14 protein-coding genes are annotated in these 14,698 nt (G+C 67.3%); 8 read left to right on the top strand and 6 right to left on the bottom strand.

The window, feature by feature from the left end; translation table 11 throughout:
• Positions 1–56: 56 nt before the first annotated feature.
• The 4 genes from R5W23_RS07715 to R5W23_RS07700 all read left to right on the top strand — a co-directional run bounded on the left by R5W23_RS07715 (position 57) and on the right by R5W23_RS07700 (position 4,571).
• The gene (locus R5W23_RS07715) at positions 57–1,436 is read left to right on the top strand and encodes an O-antigen ligase family protein (RefSeq protein ID WP_261188215.1); all 1,380 of its coding nucleotides are present in this window, start codon (positions 57–59) and stop codon (positions 1,434–1,436) included.
• Positions 1,433–2,554, top strand: coding sequence for a glycosyltransferase (locus R5W23_RS07710; RefSeq protein ID WP_320685835.1), 1,122 nt, complete (start codon positions 1,433–1,435; stop codon positions 2,552–2,554). The genes R5W23_RS07715 and R5W23_RS07710 overlap by 4 nt, the downstream gene beginning before the upstream one ends.
• Positions 2,555–2,712: 158 nt before the next feature.
• On the top strand, positions 2,713–3,366 hold the full coding sequence (locus R5W23_RS07705; RefSeq protein WP_320685834.1) for an acyltransferase: 654 nt from the start codon (positions 2,713–2,715) through the stop codon (positions 3,364–3,366).
• Positions 3,363–4,571 carry a glycosyltransferase family 4 protein gene (locus R5W23_RS07700; RefSeq protein WP_320685833.1) on the top strand — a complete coding sequence of 403 codons (1,209 nt, stop codon included), beginning with the start codon at positions 3,363–3,365 and terminating at the stop codon, positions 4,569–4,571. The genes R5W23_RS07705 and R5W23_RS07700 overlap by 4 nt, the downstream gene beginning before the upstream one ends.
• Before the next feature lie 454 nt (positions 4,572–5,025).
• Here the strand turns inward: R5W23_RS07700 and gatA are convergent, their stop codons facing one another.
• Both gatA and gatC read right to left on the bottom strand, forming a co-directional pair.
• Positions 5,026–6,489, bottom strand: a complete 1,464-nt coding sequence (gatA, locus tag R5W23_RS07695) for an Asp-tRNA(Asn)/Glu-tRNA(Gln) amidotransferase subunit GatA (protein ID WP_320685832.1) — start codon at positions 6,487–6,489, stop codon at positions 5,026–5,028.
• Between the two features lie 130 nt (positions 6,490–6,619).
• Positions 6,620–6,940 carry an Asp-tRNA(Asn)/Glu-tRNA(Gln) amidotransferase subunit GatC gene (gene gatC / locus R5W23_RS07690; protein ID WP_010049848.1) on the bottom strand — a complete coding sequence of 107 codons (321 nt, stop codon included), beginning with the start codon at positions 6,938–6,940 and terminating at the stop codon, positions 6,620–6,622.
• 231 nt (positions 6,941–7,171) lie between these two features.
• Here gatC and R5W23_RS07685 point away from each other — a divergent pair, with 231 nt between their 5' ends.
• The gene (locus R5W23_RS07685) at positions 7,172–7,666 is read left to right on the top strand and encodes a pyridoxamine 5'-phosphate oxidase family protein (protein WP_407936110.1); all 495 of its coding nucleotides are present in this window, start codon (positions 7,172–7,174) and stop codon (positions 7,664–7,666) included.
• A 302-nt stretch (positions 7,667–7,968) separates the two neighbouring features.
• Here R5W23_RS07685 and R5W23_RS07680 read toward each other — a convergent pair whose 3' ends face one another.
• Both R5W23_RS07680 and R5W23_RS07675 read right to left on the bottom strand, forming a co-directional pair.
• Positions 7,969–8,802: a DUF1559 family PulG-like putative transporter gene (locus R5W23_RS07680; protein ID WP_320685831.1), complete on the bottom strand. Its 834-nt coding sequence runs from the start codon at positions 8,800–8,802 to the stop codon at positions 7,969–7,971.
• Positions 8,803–8,879: 77 nt separating this feature from the next.
• Positions 8,880–9,314, bottom strand: a complete 435-nt coding sequence (locus R5W23_RS07675) for a hypothetical protein (protein ID WP_320685830.1) — start codon at positions 9,312–9,314, stop codon at positions 8,880–8,882.
• An 866-nt stretch (positions 9,315–10,180) separates the two neighbouring features.
• Here R5W23_RS07675 and R5W23_RS07670 point away from each other — a divergent pair.
• Positions 10,181–10,558, top strand: a complete 378-nt coding sequence (locus R5W23_RS07670; RefSeq protein WP_320685829.1) for a hypothetical protein — start codon at positions 10,181–10,183, stop codon at positions 10,556–10,558.
• 236 nt (positions 10,559–10,794) lie between these two features.
• Here the strand turns inward: R5W23_RS07670 and R5W23_RS07665 are convergent, their stop codons facing one another.
• Both R5W23_RS07665 and R5W23_RS07660 read right to left on the bottom strand, forming a co-directional pair.
• Entirely contained in the window at positions 10,795–12,687 is a 1,893-nt protein-coding gene (locus tag R5W23_RS07665; protein ID WP_320685828.1) for a thiamine pyrophosphate-binding protein, read from the bottom strand.
• Between the two features lie 224 nt (positions 12,688–12,911).
• Positions 12,912–13,112, bottom strand: a complete 201-nt coding sequence (locus R5W23_RS07660; protein ID WP_320685827.1) for a hypothetical protein — start codon at positions 13,110–13,112, stop codon at positions 12,912–12,914.
• 544 nt (positions 13,113–13,656) lie between these two features.
• Between R5W23_RS07660 and R5W23_RS07655 the strand changes: the two genes are divergently transcribed.
• Together R5W23_RS07655 and R5W23_RS07650 are read left to right on the top strand one after the other, a co-directional pair.
• Positions 13,657–14,037 carry a type II toxin-antitoxin system HigB family toxin gene (locus tag R5W23_RS07655; RefSeq protein ID WP_320685826.1) on the top strand — a complete coding sequence of 127 codons (381 nt, stop codon included), beginning with the start codon at positions 13,657–13,659 and terminating at the stop codon, positions 14,035–14,037.
• Positions 14,038–14,090: 53 nt separating this feature from the next.
• Positions 14,091–14,582 carry a helix-turn-helix domain-containing protein gene (locus R5W23_RS07650; protein WP_320685825.1) on the top strand — a complete coding sequence of 164 codons (492 nt, stop codon included), beginning with the start codon at positions 14,091–14,093 and terminating at the stop codon, positions 14,580–14,582.
• The last annotated feature ends 116 nt before the right edge of the window (positions 14,583–14,698 follow it).

Genomic DNA, 14,698 nt, shown 5'->3' with positions numbered 1-14,698 from the left:
ATCGGTTGGCGGTACTAGGATAGTTGCGAGGCCGGCGGCGCGTCAGGACGGAGCGAATGAAGCAACTGGTGTTCATGGCGGTGACGATGTTCCTGGGGACGGCCGGCACGGTCGTGCTGTCCCCGGTGTACGGCATCGCCGTTTACTACATGTACGCCGTGCTCCGGCCGCAGGCGATCTGGGACTGGGTGGAGTACTCCGGGCTCCGCCTCTCGGAGGAGAACTGGTCGTTCCCGGTCGCGGTGGTCACGCTCGCCGTCACCGTGCTGTGGCGGCTCAAGCTGTGGACCCCGTTCGCCGCGTCCACCCCGCCCTGGTACGGCAACCCGAAGCTGACCCGCAGCCACGTGCTGTTCCTCGCGTTCACCGCGTGGATCAGCCTCACCTACGTCACCGCGCGGCACCCGGACGTGTCCTGGCCGTACTTCATCGAGTACGTCAAGATCTTCGCGATGTTCCTGTGCGCCACGCTGGTGCTCCGCACGGTCCGCGAGCTGTGGACGCTCTACTTCGTCGTGCTGGCGTGCGCGGTGTACATCGCCTACGAGATCAACTTCTTCTACTTCTCCGCGGGGTGGCTGATGCTGGCCACCCGCGGGTACGGCGGGCTGGACAACAACGGGGCCGCGCTCATCTTCGCGATGGCGGTGCCGCTGTGCTTCTTCGCGTGGGAGGCCAGCGCCCGGTGGTGGCGGTGGGCGTACCTGGCGGTGATCCCGATCCTGCTGCACGCGGTGCTGCTGTCGTTCTCGCGCGGGGCCATGCTGTCGCTGTGCGTGACCGCCGTGCCGATGTTCATGCGGGCGCGGAACAAGCGGTTCGTCGGGGTGATTTACGCCATCGGGGCCTGCCTGGTGGTGGCGATGGCCGGCAAGGAGATCCAGGAGCGGTTCTTCTCGATCAGCAACCACGGGATGGACGAGAGCGCGAACTCCCGCAAGGTGACGTGGGGCATCGCGATCCAGATGGCGAACGAGAACCCGCTGTTCGGGATGGGGATCCGCAACTCGAACCTGTACACGTACCAGTACGGGGCCGACATGGAGGGCCGCACGATCCACAGCCAGTACCTCCAGACCGCCGCGGACAGCGGCTGGGTGGCGCTCGCGCTGTACGTCGGGCTGCTGGCGTCCGCGTTCGTCGGGCTCTGGCAGACGCGGCGGGCGCTGCGGCCGTACACCGACCCCGAGACGCTCAAGATCAAGTCGCTCGCCGCCGGGCTGGAGTGCGCGCTGGTCCTGTTCTGCTTCGGGGCGCTGTTCCTGTCGCTCGAGCACTTCGAGATGCCCTACATCTGCGTCCTGATGGCGGTGCAGTTGCACGCCATCACCCGGGCGGTGGCGGCGAAACTGAACCCCACCCCGTCCGGGCTGCCGCCGCTCACGCTGCCGTACCCGTACCCGGCCGTCCCGCGACCCGTGGCGGTGCCGTCGTGAGGCCCGTCCGGGTGGCGTTCGTCGTCCACGTGATGCAGGTGGCCGGCGCGGAGGTGCTCGTCCGCGAGACGATCCGCCGGCTCGGGGACCGCATCCGGCCGACCGTCTTCTGCCTCGACGCGGTCGGCCGCATCGGCGAAGAGCTGGTGGCCGAGGGCGTCGACCTCGTGTGCTTCCACCGCAAGCCGGGGCGCGACTGGCGCGTGAGCCGGCGCATCGCCGCGGCGATCCGGGAGCGGGGCGTCGAGGTCGTTCACGCCCACCAGTACACGCCGTTCTTCTACTCCGCACTGGCGAAGCCGCTGTGCGGGTTCCGGCCGAAGCTGATCCTCACCGAGCACGGCCGCCACTACCCGGACCGCGTGTCGCCGCTGCGCCGCGCCGTGAACCGGCTCGCGCTCGACCACCTCGCCGACGCCGTGACGGCGTGCTGCGCGTTCAGCGCGCGGGGGCTGTGCCGCACCGACGGGTTCGCCGGCGCGCGGATCGCGGTCATCGAGAACGGCATCGAGGTGGACCGGTACGGCCCGCCCGCGGACAAGGACGTGGCGAAGGAGGAGGTCGGGCTGGAGCCCGAGCGCCGGTACCTGATCCACGTCGCCCGGCACCACCCGGTGAAGGACCAGAAGACGCTGATCCGCGGGTTCGCGGCGGCCGTCCCGGACCTGCCGGGTGTCGATCTGCTGATGGTCGGGGACGGGCCGCTCCGGAACGAGCTGGAAGCCCTGGCGGTGGAGCTGCGCGTCCCGGACCGCGTGCGGTTCCTGGGCATCCGCACCGACATCCCCGACCTGATGCGGGCCGCCGACGCGTTCGCGCTGACCTCCCTGAGCGAGGCGGCGTCGCTGACCCTGCTTGAAGCGATGGCGAGCGCGCTGCCGGCCGTCGTGACCGCCGTCGGGGGGAACCCGGAGATCGTGCGGCACGAGCAAGAGGGGCTGCTGTTCCCGCGCGGCGACGCCGCCTGCTGCGCGGACGCGATCCGCCGCCTGTTCCGCGCGCCCGACTTCGCGGCCCGGCTGGGCGCCAACGGCCGCGCCCGGGCGGTTGAGCGCTACCAACTGGCCCGGACCGTTGACGAGTACTACAAGCTGTACGCCCGGCTCGCAACAAGTTGAAAGGCAAAAGTGTCAAGGCAAAAGTGCGGGCGCTTTCGGCTTTCCCTTTTGCCTTGACACTTTTGCCTTTTAACTTGTTCCGCGCCGGGCGTAGCACAGGGCGGGAGCCCTGTGCCACCTTCACCGTTCGCGCTCAGCCTCCAGAACACAACTGCACCATGAGTTCGCCGGTCATCCACGTTCCGCCTTCGGCCGCTCCTTCTCCGCTCAAGCGCGCCGCGAAAGGGGCGGCCCGGCTCGCGGCCCTCGTGGGCGTGTCGCCGGTGCTGGCGTCGTTCTGGCTCAGTGCCGCGGCCCGCGGGCGCGGGCCGGCGCTCGAATCCCGCTCGCAACTCCTCTCGCTCTGGCCAGGGCTGACCGGGCAGTACCTCCGACGGGCGTTCCTCGAACGGGTGCTCGCCCGCTGCCACCCGTCCGTGTGCGTCGAGTTCGGCACCTTCTTCTCGCAGCCGGGCGCGATGCTCGATGAGAACGTGTACGTCGGCCCGCGGTGTACCCTGGGGCTGGTTCACCTGGAACGTGACGTGCTGCTCGCGGCCAACGTGCAGATCCCCTCGGGGGGAATGACGCACTACTTCAACGACCCCACCAAGCCGATCCGCGAGCAGGGCGGCGAGCGCAAACTCGTGACCGTCGGGGCGGGGGCGTGGGTGGGGAGCGGGGCGATCGTCCTCGCCGATGTGGGGAAGGGAACGGTGGTGGCGGCCGGCTCGGTCGTGACGAAACCGCTGTCCGACAACGTGATCGCGGCGGGCGTGCCGGCCAAGGTGATCCGCAACCGGTTCGAGGCCCCGGCGGAGGGCGAGGCGTGACCGCGAAGCCCCGCGTACTGGCGGCCACCAGCGAGCCGCCGTGGCCGCTCAACTCCGGCGGCCACATCCGCAGCTTTCACCTGATGAAGGCGCTCGCCGCCGCCACCGACTTCCGGCTGGTGTGCCCGGTCGGTCCGGACCAGGCCGCCAGCGTCGAGGCGCTTCAGAAGGCCGGGATCGCCGTGCGCCCGGCGGCCGTGCCGGCGCGCTCGAAGTGGTCCGAAGCGAAGCGCCTGCTCGGCGCCGCTCTGAAAGCCGAACCATACGTGATGTACCGGCGGCACGCGTGGGCCGAAGCCGCCCGCGTGTGGGAGCACGAACTCAAGACGGCACCGCCGGACGTGCTGTACCTCGACCACCTCGACGGGCTCCTGTACCGCGCCGCGGCGCCGGCCGTGCCCGCCGTCATCGACCTGCACAACGTCTACTCGCTGCTCGTGCGCCGCACCGCCGAGGAACAAACCAGCCCTCTGAAGGGCGCGTTCCTTCAGGGCGAGGCGAAGCGGCTCGACCGCGCCGAGCGCCGTGCGGCCCGGGAGTGCGACGCGCTCTTCGCGGTGTCCGACACCGAGGCCGGGCACTTCCGCGCGCTCGGGGCGAAAGCCGTTCACACCGTTCCGAACGGCGTCGATTGCGCCGCGCTGGCGGACCTCCCGACCGGCCGCGGCGGTCCCCCGGTGGTGATGTTCCTGGGGACGATGTCCTGGGGGCCGAACGCGGCGGCGGCGCGGTTCCTTGCGCGCGACGTGCTGCCCGCGCTGCGCGCCCGCGTCCCGGACGCGGTTCTCGCCGTCGTGGGCCGCGACCCGCCCGCGGATCTGCTCGCGCTCAACGGCTCGCCGGGGATCGAAGTGACCGGCGGCGTGCCGGACGTGAAGCCGTACCTGTTACGCGCGTCGGCGCTGGCGGTGCCGCTCGACGCCGGCGGCGGCACGCGGCTGAAGATCCTCGAAGCGTTCGCCGCCGGGCTGCCGGTCGTCAGCACGGCCGTCGGCGCGGAAGGGATCGCCGCCGAACCCGGGACGCACTTCGTGCTCGCCGAACGACCCGCGTTCGCCGACGCGACCGCGAAACTACTTGCCGACGCGGTGGAAGGTGCCAGGATGGCTGAACGGGCGCGGGAGCTGGCCCGTGCGACCTACGACTGGCCGCAGATCGGCCGCAAGGCGGCGGAAGTGGTCGCAGGGCTGGCGCGGTCGCTGTAACAGCGATCGACCCGCCCGGACCGTGCGGCAAAGTGCGAAACGGTGGCGGAATGGGTGGCTGGTCGTGGCTTCGTTTCGGCCATGCGGGCTTCGTGCGTGAAAACCGTTTTGACAGGATCGACAGGATAAACAGGATGAAGACAGACCAACTTTAGATCCTGTTTATCCTGTCGCTCCTGTCAAAACTGCCTTCGCCCATCCATCGCTTCGATGCCACATTGCCCTCGCCTCGGGCAGGCAACCCGCTCGGGGTAACACAGCAGCCCGGAAGCTGGGTAGCTCAACACGCGATGGCTGGGCCAAGACGATTTTGACAGGATCGACAGGATTTTAAATCGGTCTGTCTTCAATCCTGTTCATCCTGTCGATCCTGTCAAAAACTGTCTTCGTCAACACAAGGCCCGTTTGTGTCGGAACGAAGCCGCGCCCGGCCCGTCCGTTCCGCCACCGTTTCTTACACCACCGGGCGGCGGGTGTGCCACGCGGTCGCGGCCTCGTACATCCGCGCGACCCGCAGCAGCTTCTCCTCCTCGAACGGGGCGCCGAGCAGTTGCAGCCCGATCGGGAGCCCGGCCGTCGTGAACCCGCACGGCATGCTCAGCCCCGGGATGCCCGCCAGGTTGCACGACACCGTGTACACGTCCGACAGGTACAGCGCCAGCGGGTCGTCCGACTTCTCGCCCGCCTTGAACGCCGCGGTCGGGGTGGTCGGCCCCATCACCACGTCACAGGTCTTGAACGCCTCGTCGAAGTCCTTCTTCACGAGCCGGCGCACCTTCAGCGCCTTCAGGTAGTAGGCGTCCTTGTACCCGCTCGACAGGACGTAGGTGCCGAGGATGATGCGGCGCTGCACCTCCGGCCCGAACCCCTCGCCGCGCGACTTGGAGTAGGTGGCGATCAGGTCGCCCTTGGTCGCGGTGCGGTGCCCGTAGTGCATCCCGTCGAACCGCGCGAGGTTGCTCGACGCCTCCGCCGGCGCGACGATGTAGTACGCCGCCAGCGCGTACGGGCTGTGCGGCAGCGACACGTCCACGAGGGTCGCGCCGAGCTTCTCGTACTCCTTCAGCGCGCCGCGGACGGCCGCCTCCACCTCCGCGTCGAGCCCCTGGCCGAAGAACTCCTTCGGCACCCCGATCCGGAGCCCCTTCACGGGGTCGTTGACGGTCCGGGTGTAGTGCGGCACCGGCTCCGCGACGCTCGTGCTGTCGCGCGCGTCGTGGCCGGCGATCGCCTCCATCATCAGCGCGCAGTCGGTCACGTCGTGCGTGAACGGCCCGACTTGGTCGAGCGAGCTGGCGAATGCGATCAGCCCGTACCGCGACACCCGCCCGTAGGTGGGCTTCAGCCCGACGATGCCGCACAGCGCCGCCGGCTGGCGGATCGAGCCGCCGGTGTCGGTCCCGAGCGAGAGCGGGGCCTGGCACCCGGCGACCACGGCGGCGCTGCCGCCCGACGAGCCGCCGGGGATGCGCTCCACGTCCCACGGGTTGCGGGTGGCCTGGAACGCGCTGTTCTCGGTGGACGAGCCCATCGCGAACTCGTCCATGTTCGTCTTGCCGAAGACGATCGCGTCCGCCCCCTTGAGCCGCTCGACCGCGTCGGCGTCGTAGGGCGGTACGAAGTTCGCCAGCATCTTGCTGGAGCAGGTGGTGCGGACGCCCTTGGTGCAGAGCACGTCCTTCACGGCCACGGGCACGCCGGCGAGGCGGCCCAGCGGCTCGCCCTTGGCCCGCTTCGCGTCAACGGCCTTCGCCGCGGCGCGCACGGCGTCGGCGTCCGGCGGCAGGGTGAAGGACTTGAGCTTCGGCTCGCGCGCCGCGGCGGACGCGAGGAACGCGTCGGCGATCTCGAGCGCGCTGGCCTTCCCCGCGCTCTGGAGGGCGAGCAGCTCGGTCGCGGTCTTCTCGATGAGGGACATGGCTGTTCCGGGAGGTCGAAACCGAGGGCATAACGTTTGATGTCGTAACGTCGAACGCGACAAAGTCGAAGACCGTAACGCCGAGTGCCTTCGACTTTACGACTTTCGACTTTGTGACTTCCGACCCGAATCAGTGGCTGACGGGCTCGTCGGTGTCGAACACCGCGGGCACGCCGAAGTAGCCGGAGTCCTTGTCCAGTATCTTGCTGGGGGCGTTCTGGAGCGCCGCCGCCGCGGGCAGCGACGGCACCGGCGTGTCCGGCCGGAACACGTTCTGCACCGGCAGGGGGTGCGCGAGCGGCTCGACGCCGTCGGTGTTCAGTTGGTTGAGCTGGTCGATGTAGTCGAGGATGGCGGAGAGCTGCTGCTGCATCCGCGCGAGGTCCGCGTCGGACATCTCGAGCCGCGCCAGCTTCGCGACCTTCGCAACTTGTTCAAGAGAAAGGGACATCGGTTGGCGTCCGGGGTGAGCGTGCCGTGTCATCTTAGTTAGGGGAGCGGGGGACGTAAGCCCCCCGGGAACCGACAGCGCATTTCGGCGCCGAGTTCGCGGAACTTCGCGGACCGCTCGGATGAGGGAAGGGGGGAGAGAAGATACCTCGCACCGGCGCGGCCCGCGATTTGCGTTGCCACATCTCACCTGATCCGCCGTCGCGGCGGGGATTCCACACGGGCACTCGTTATAGCCACCACACCCGACAACAAGCTCCGGGAACTGCTCGAAGAGTTCGGCCTCGCAATGCTGGTCACCCGTGCCGCCGACGGCCAGTTGCACGGCCGCCCGATGGCCCTCGCCGCGGTCGAACCGGACGGGACGCTCTGGTTCGCCACCGACCGGCACTCCGGAAAAATGGACGAACTCGCGCGGGACGGGCACGTCGTCGTGACGATGCAGTCGCGCACCAAGTTCGTCTCGCTGAGCGGAACCGCGGCCCCGGTCGAGGACCGCGCGAAGGTCGCGCAGCTCTGGAAGGTGGAGTGGAAGGTGTGGTTCCCGGGCGGCAAGGACGACCCTAACATCGTGCTGCTCCGCGTGGACGGCAAGACCGGAGAGTACTGGGACAACAGCGGCACCAGCGGGGTGAAGTACCTGATCGAAGCCGGCCGGGCGCTCATCACCGGCTCGCGCCCCGAGGTGGGCAGCGATCCGAAGGTCCACGGCAAGGTCTCGCTGTAGCCGGGAACGCCGGGCGCGTTCCCGGTGCGGCCGAACGGGGAACCGGTACGTCGGGTGTTCCCGCACCCAGGTTCTCCGACACGGCACGGCCGGACGTTCCCGCCACCCAAATCACAGCGAGCGGCGCGGGCCGGGCGGCACGACACCCGAGAAGCCAACCGCTCGCGCAGGTCCGTAGCTACCACAGGGACCAGCATCCGTCCGGCGTCCAAGGTGACGGGTGGCGCAAGTCGGTGCATGCCCCGGTGCCGACCGCGAACAAGAAGTGACCCGCTCGCACCGAGCGATTTCAAAACGCACCCTTACTCGGCTACAATCTCGCCGCCGGCCGGAGTAATCATCGCCCAGTAAGCGGTTGGCGAAACGCTCGGGGAGATCGTTCGGACGCTCCCGTCTGCCATCGTGGCGAGCATCCCGCTTTGGTGCGGCGTTTGAGCCAGGGCGGGATCACAATGCCCCGAGCGTGGCGCGGCCTGGAATGTCGACAGGGGCTCACTTCCGACTGTTTCCGGCGGCGACCCGCGGGTGATCGGATAAACATCCCCGAGGTTATGCCCCCCTCCAATGGGGCCGCCGTCAGCGATGGACGCACGGTGCGTGAACGCGTGGGCGTCCGTCTCCGTGTACATGATCAACGTGGACCCACAGACGCCGTACCGTTCGCCGATCATCACGGTTGAGGAGGTCCCATCAGGGATCGAAGACTTGAGCGACGGCATCCCGTCGAACACCCAGGCGTTAACCGGGTAACTCGTAACCGTAACCGTGCGATAGCCATCGTCTGCCAAGGTCGGGTCCGCCGGGCTCTGGTAGATTTTGCACGCGTAAGCGAACGGTAGCGCCGACCGGTTGGCGTACAAGTTGTTCTGCTCGACATAGGGGAGCAGAAAGTCGAAGATCGAATCAGACAACGGGTTAATGCTCCCGGTCGCCGGGCGCAAGGAGGGCAGCCGGGAGTCGTGATCGGATGCGGCGTTGTGCAGGCTCAGAGCGATTTGCCGCAGGTTATTAACGCTCTTGTGGCGGGTTGCGGCGGCCCGGACTTTTTGGACGGCGGGAAGGAGGAGCCCAATCAGTACGGCGAGGATGGCGATCACCACCAGAGCCTCGATCAGCGTAAATCCGAATCGTTTCATGGCCTTCTCCTCGTCCGGCTGAATCGGCCGCAGGCCGCTACCCGTTGTCGGCAACCGGCAACGACGCCGCGTTCACGTTATGGAACCATGATTTGTACAGTTGCTGTCTGAGTTACGGGCTGCTGGCCCGCTCTTGTAAATCGAACTGACACCACCACGTTGTAAGTTCCAGCTGGGAGGACGGGTAGGTTTCCTGCGGGTGCGTTAGGGTAGGCAGTTGTCCAGCCGTTCTGTTGCGCATTGACTTGCCCAATCACGTTCGGCTGTGCTGCTCCCATCGGGAACGGAATGATGGACACCGATCCCGACCCACCAGCCGTCCAGGCCGGCACGCCGACGTTGACGGTACCGCTGAACGTCCATTCGCCCGTCTTCTTGTCTTGCGAAGCCGTAATAGTCACCGAAGGCGGCGTTGCAGCTAACGCTACGCCGCTAAGACCCAAGCAGCCGATCGCGAAAAGCCCTGCACAGAACAGGAGTCTGGCAACGCCGCCGCTCGTGAACCGACTCATGGTGAGGCACTCTTTGAAAGGAATCTTGATCGCCTTCCGGCCCGAACGTCGCATGTCGAACGTGAGTGCTGTAGGTCATTTGTCCACTGTCTCATGCAAAATCAGCCACCATCCATGATGAAATGTATCAAATCAATTGATTGTTTGATTTTGACAATGATCGCAGTTGGCTTGCACTCGTTTTGACAGTCTGAAGTATCGCTCGATGGCGAAAGGCTTGAAGCAAGGTACCGCAACGATGGTTGGAAAACAAGGAGAGTTGAAAAGTTTTTTTCGTGCGCGCGATTGTTGCTTCGCTGCTGCCAAATTGTGCAGTAGTGAAATCGAACGCTTTTATCCGTTGCCAGTTGCTACCGTGTGAAACGTACGCATCAGGTTCGTTTTCCCACAGCTTTTGTTGTTGTCGGGGCCAGTTGCCCTACTTCAATTTCGCGTGCGGGCCGCTGCTCGTGACTGCCACAACTCCACGTAACTCGCGCCATTGGCTGCACCAGCGAGTTCGGCGCGGGCGGGTAAGCCGTTGCCTGTCTGTCTTTATGGTTGTCGTGATGGGTGTCTCAGCCGAACAGAGAGCCTGTTGTTCGGCGAAGAGGTGACCTGATACCTGATCCGGCTGGTTGTGTCTGTTGCCTTTGTTGCACAACCGTTGCTGAAAAGATTCGATATTGTAACAATTAGATTTTTCTGTATGCGCTGCAAGAATCAGACATAACTAGCCGATCCGTGAGCGAGAGGCTTCGCATCCAGCCTGGGTAGTGCCCCCAGCACCTCATGGGCCGGATAACGCAACCTGAGCGAATCTGACACGGCTGCGCACGCGCTCGCTCCGCGAGCGGGCCGCGGCCGAACGTCTCAAGGCCGAACGGTTGCTGGCCGAGGAGCGCGCACGCCGCGACGCCGAGCTGCGAAAGAAGGAGGCCGAAGCCGAAGCGGAGCGGCTCCGGAACGAAACGGCCAAGCGCGAGCGCGAGGCGGAGATCGCGGCTCTCCCGGGCAAGCTCGCGGCGGCCAAACAAGCGCTCGAAACCGCTCAGGACAAGCTCAGCAAGGTCAAGGCGTCCAAGAGCCGGTACGTGTACCGCGAGCCGACCCCGCCGGACGACTACTTCGACGCCGGCGGCAAGTACATCTTTTACACCGCCGCACAAAAGGCCGCGCGAACGACGGCGCTGCAAAAGGATATCGACCGCCTTTTGGCTGAGATACCCGATCTCGAAATGCGGATCAAAGCGACGAAGCCCTGAACGTGTGCCGCGGGCGCGGCTGCGGTGGCGAACGCAAGCTCGCCACCGCGACCGCACGGAAGTCGGCGCCACGAAGACGCGGCACTGGCATCGAGCCGCGCCTCAGCCGGGGCCGGATGCGGCGTCGGCGTTCAGCTTTTACGCTTGCGCCCCCGTCACGCGCGCTCAACACCGACACGACGGACGGCGCCCGGTGCCGGTGCCCTTTTCGACACCGGACTTTTGACCGGAAGTCCTTAATCACTCTTCTTTTCGAGCTGGATGGCTCGGGAGCCGATTCGGGCCAGGAACCGCGCCTTCTGCGCCGCCGTCAACTCCTTCGTGTACCGGGCGCGGACCGCATCGACCCACCGCACCTCGCGCTTGCCGTAGTCCGTCACCACCCGCACCAGGACCGGGCCGTCGTGGCACACTGCCCCGCGGAGCTTCGCTTCCAGCTCGGCGTGCGAGGCGATTTCGACGTATGCCACCCCGAACGCCTGGGCGAGCGCCCGGTAATCGAGGCGGGTGAGGATCGTGGCCGTGGTCCGCAGGTACGCCGGCTTCTGGAGCATCTGCATGTAGTGGTACGACTGGTCGTCGAGGATCACGAACTTCACCGGCAGGTGCTCGCGCGCGGCGGTCGTGATCTCGAGCGCGCTCATCAGCAGGCACCCGTCGCCGGTGAGCGTCGCGACCGCCTTCCCGTGGTGGACCCGCTGGGCGCCGAGCGCGGCCGGGACGCTCCAGCCCATCGCCTGGTTGTCCACCGGGTTGAAGTACGTCCGCGGGTGGCACACGCGGAAGTGCTCGGCCGCCAGGTGCTCGGTCACGCTCACGTCGGTGAAGAGGAGCGCGTCTTCGGGCAGCACCTTGCGGAGCGCCGCGACCGTCGCCAGCGGGTCCACCCCGCACTTCGCCGCCGGGATGTTGCACAGCGACCGGGCGGCGTCGGCCTTGAGGTCGCGGATGCGGTTGAGCAGCCACCGGTCCTCCGGGCGGCGAAGCTGGTCGCCGCAGGCGAGCAACCGGCCGAGGAACAGGCCCGCGTCCGCGTGGACGCACACGTCGGTTTTGAGCACGCGGCCCAGGTTGCAGTGGTTCGCATCGACGTGAACGACGTGCTTCGGCTGCGGGTTGCCGTAGTAGCCCGTCGACACCTCGCTGAACTTCACGCCGATCGCAAGGACCGTATCGACGCCGGACTTGAGCGGGTGCTTCTTGTCGCCCGCGAACACCTTTTCCGCGACCTCCGAGGCGTGCGGGCCGAAGCCCCAGCCGACCGCGAGCGGGTGCCCGTCGCCGACCGCCCCGCGGCCCGAAACGCTGGTGGCGATCGGCGCCTGGAGCAGCTCCGCGACCGCGGCGAGTTCGGCGCCGTAGGCCATGCACCCGACGCCGGCGTAGATGCCGACCCGGTGCTTCTTGTCCGCGAGGAGCGGCAGCGCGCGGGCGAACGCCGCTTCGTCGAACGGCGGGGCCGGCGCCGCGGGCGGCGGGGTGCGGTAGTCGTGGGCTTCGATGAACAGGTTGTACGGCACCACGACGGCGACCGGCCCGGGCTCGCCCTCCGCGGCGGTCACGAACGCCTGGCGCACCGCGGCGGCGATCTGCGCGACCGTTTGCACTTGGTACACGCACTTGCACACCGGCTTCAGCAGTTCGACCTGGTTCAGCGAGTGGACCTGAAACGGCTTGGCCTTTTCGCCGTTCGCCACGTCGCCCACGATCGCCACGAGCGGCGACGAGTCGAGCAGGGCCTCGCCCAGCCCGGTGAGCGAGTTCGTGACGCCGGGGCCGGGCACCACGCACAGCACCCCGGGGCGGCCGGTGCTGCGGGCGTAGCCGTCGGCCATGCACGCGGCGGAGAACTCGTGCGTCACGAGGAGGTAGGGGATGCCCTTCTCCTTGAAGGTGTCCCACAGCTCGTTCTCTTGCGCGCCGGGGATGCCGTACACGCACCCCACGCCCTCCGCGCGGAGCGCTTCGCAGAGTGCCTCGGCGCCGGTCATGCGGCCGAACACCCAGCCGGGGTGGCGGGCGGCGCGGGCGTCCGCGACCGGTCCCGCGTGGGCGGCGTTCGCGGCGAGGGCGCCGCCGACGGCCGCAGCCCCTTGAAGCAACCCGCGGCGGGAGAACGCGAAGTCCATTTCGCACCTCGAATGACGGAACGGCCCAGGTGTATCGGCAAATCGGGAATGGCGGGTTCGCGCGGAATGCGCAAGTTTGGCGTTTTTGGCTGCGCTGCCCGCGTGCCGCGTTTGGGTCTGGGTTGTCGGAGCAAAACCCCTCCCCAACCCCTGCACCGGCCGCACCCCGTCCGCCCCGAACCCGCTGGTGAAGCCGGTGACACGGTCCGCGTGGAAGCCGCGGCTCACGTGAACCGCTCGATGAGGAGCTTCACCCTGTCGCTCGGGACCCTGTAGCTGGCGCTGGGCTCTGGTCCGCTCAGGAAGAAGAAGGTGACGACGCTGCTCCCGCCTTTGTGCTCGATCGCCACCCGGAACACCAGGGCGAGGTTGATGAACACCTGCGAATCGGGGTCGGTCGTGACCTCGAAGAATTCGGTTTGCAAGGCGGTCCTTTGGCGGGCGAGGGGAAGCCTGTATTGGACCAGCGCACGGCGTGCGTGTCAACCAGGGCGGTTGAGCCGCTCTGGCGTTGGGTACGGTGCCACCGGTAGCGGGCCGTCGAACCAGCTCATGTCTGACGATTGAGCGGTCGCCATATTTGGCGCAATTGCGCTTTCGAAGTACGATCCGTTACACCTGGCAACCTGCAATTCGGGGCGCGGTGCCTCTCTGCTATCCAAATCCAGTACCAACCGGGCTGGCTCGGGCGAAGCGTCACAGCGGCCCTTGTTCAATGCAGTTGGGAACTGCTAGCATTTCACCAGCCGCGGGTGCGCGCCAGCGCGCGTCCGCCCAACCGAACACCCCGCGCCCCACCCCTGACCGCTCGCCAAGCTGTTCCCGCTGGGCAACCTGGACCAACCGCCAAGACCACGCCGGCACGGTCGCTATCGCAAATTGCGATAAATTCACTTAATGCCTCATCGCATTTTGCGATAGTGTCGTTGTGCCGGGGCCGGCCCTTTCGAGGCGCAAGCTGTGCGGGTGATGTCCTTCCAAGCGCTGCAAGACTTCTGGGCGGAACCGCAGTCCCCGGCCGGGTGCGAGCCGCACCTGCGGGCGTGGTACGCGGCGGTGGAGGCCGCCACCTGGCGCAACTTCGCCGAGCTGCGCCAGATGTTCCGCTCAACGGACAAGGTGGGCGACTGCTACGTGTTCGACGTTTGGAACAACAACATCCGGCTCGTCGCCTTCGTGCGGTTTGCCGACGCCCCGCGCGGCGGGCTGGTGCTCGTCCGCAAGGTGATGACGCACTCCGAGTACGACAAGAACGACTGGCCCGACGAGTGCGGGTGCCACAAGGCCCGGCCGAAGGGCAAGGGGCCGCGTCCGACGCGAAGCCCGAAGGCGAAGCGGTCGAAGAAGTGACCGCCGCAACCGGAAGGCGAGAACATTCCTCTCCACCGACCGGAGAAAAGAGAATGGCGACTAAAACCACCCGGGCCGCCAAGCGGCCCGCGCGGGCGGCTTCCCGGCGGGCGAACCGGCCCGCGGGATGGGCGCTCGTTCCGAAGACGTTTCTGGCGCTCAACGCGCGGTTCCCGCTCCGCACGATTCGCTCGCCGGAGGAGCTGGCGTTCGCGCGCGAGCTTGTGGCGGAGCTGATGGTGCGTGACGACCTGGACGACGGCTCGGCCGACTACCTGGACACCCTGAGCCAGCTCGTCCAGAGGTACGAGATCGCGGCGCACCCGATGCCGGAAGCGGCCGAAGGGGACGTGCTGCGGGTGCTCATGGAGGGGCGCGGGGTCAGTCAACCGGTGTTGGCGAAGGAGGTCGGAATCGCGCAGTCTACCCTTTCAGCGGTTCTGACGGGCAAGCGGACCCTGACCCGCGAGCACATTGTCGCGCTGGCGGCCTATTTCAACGTCTCGCCCATCGCGTTCATGGGAGGCCCATCACAAAAGGGCTGATACACCGCGTGCCCGAGGGCGCGACAATCCACGCTCCGCCTCCGGAGTTCCGCCGTGGAACGGCTCCTCTGCGACGCCATCACCGCCCGCCGCCGAAGCACATACCCGTGGCTGGT

The sequence above is a fragment of the Gemmata algarum genome, assembly GCF_034097035.1.
GTDB lineage: Bacteria > Planctomycetota > Planctomycetia > Gemmatales > Gemmataceae > Gemmata > Gemmata algarum.
The sequence above is the reverse complement of the archived record's forward strand: the minus strand, read 5'-3'. Positions and strand labels throughout refer to the sequence as shown.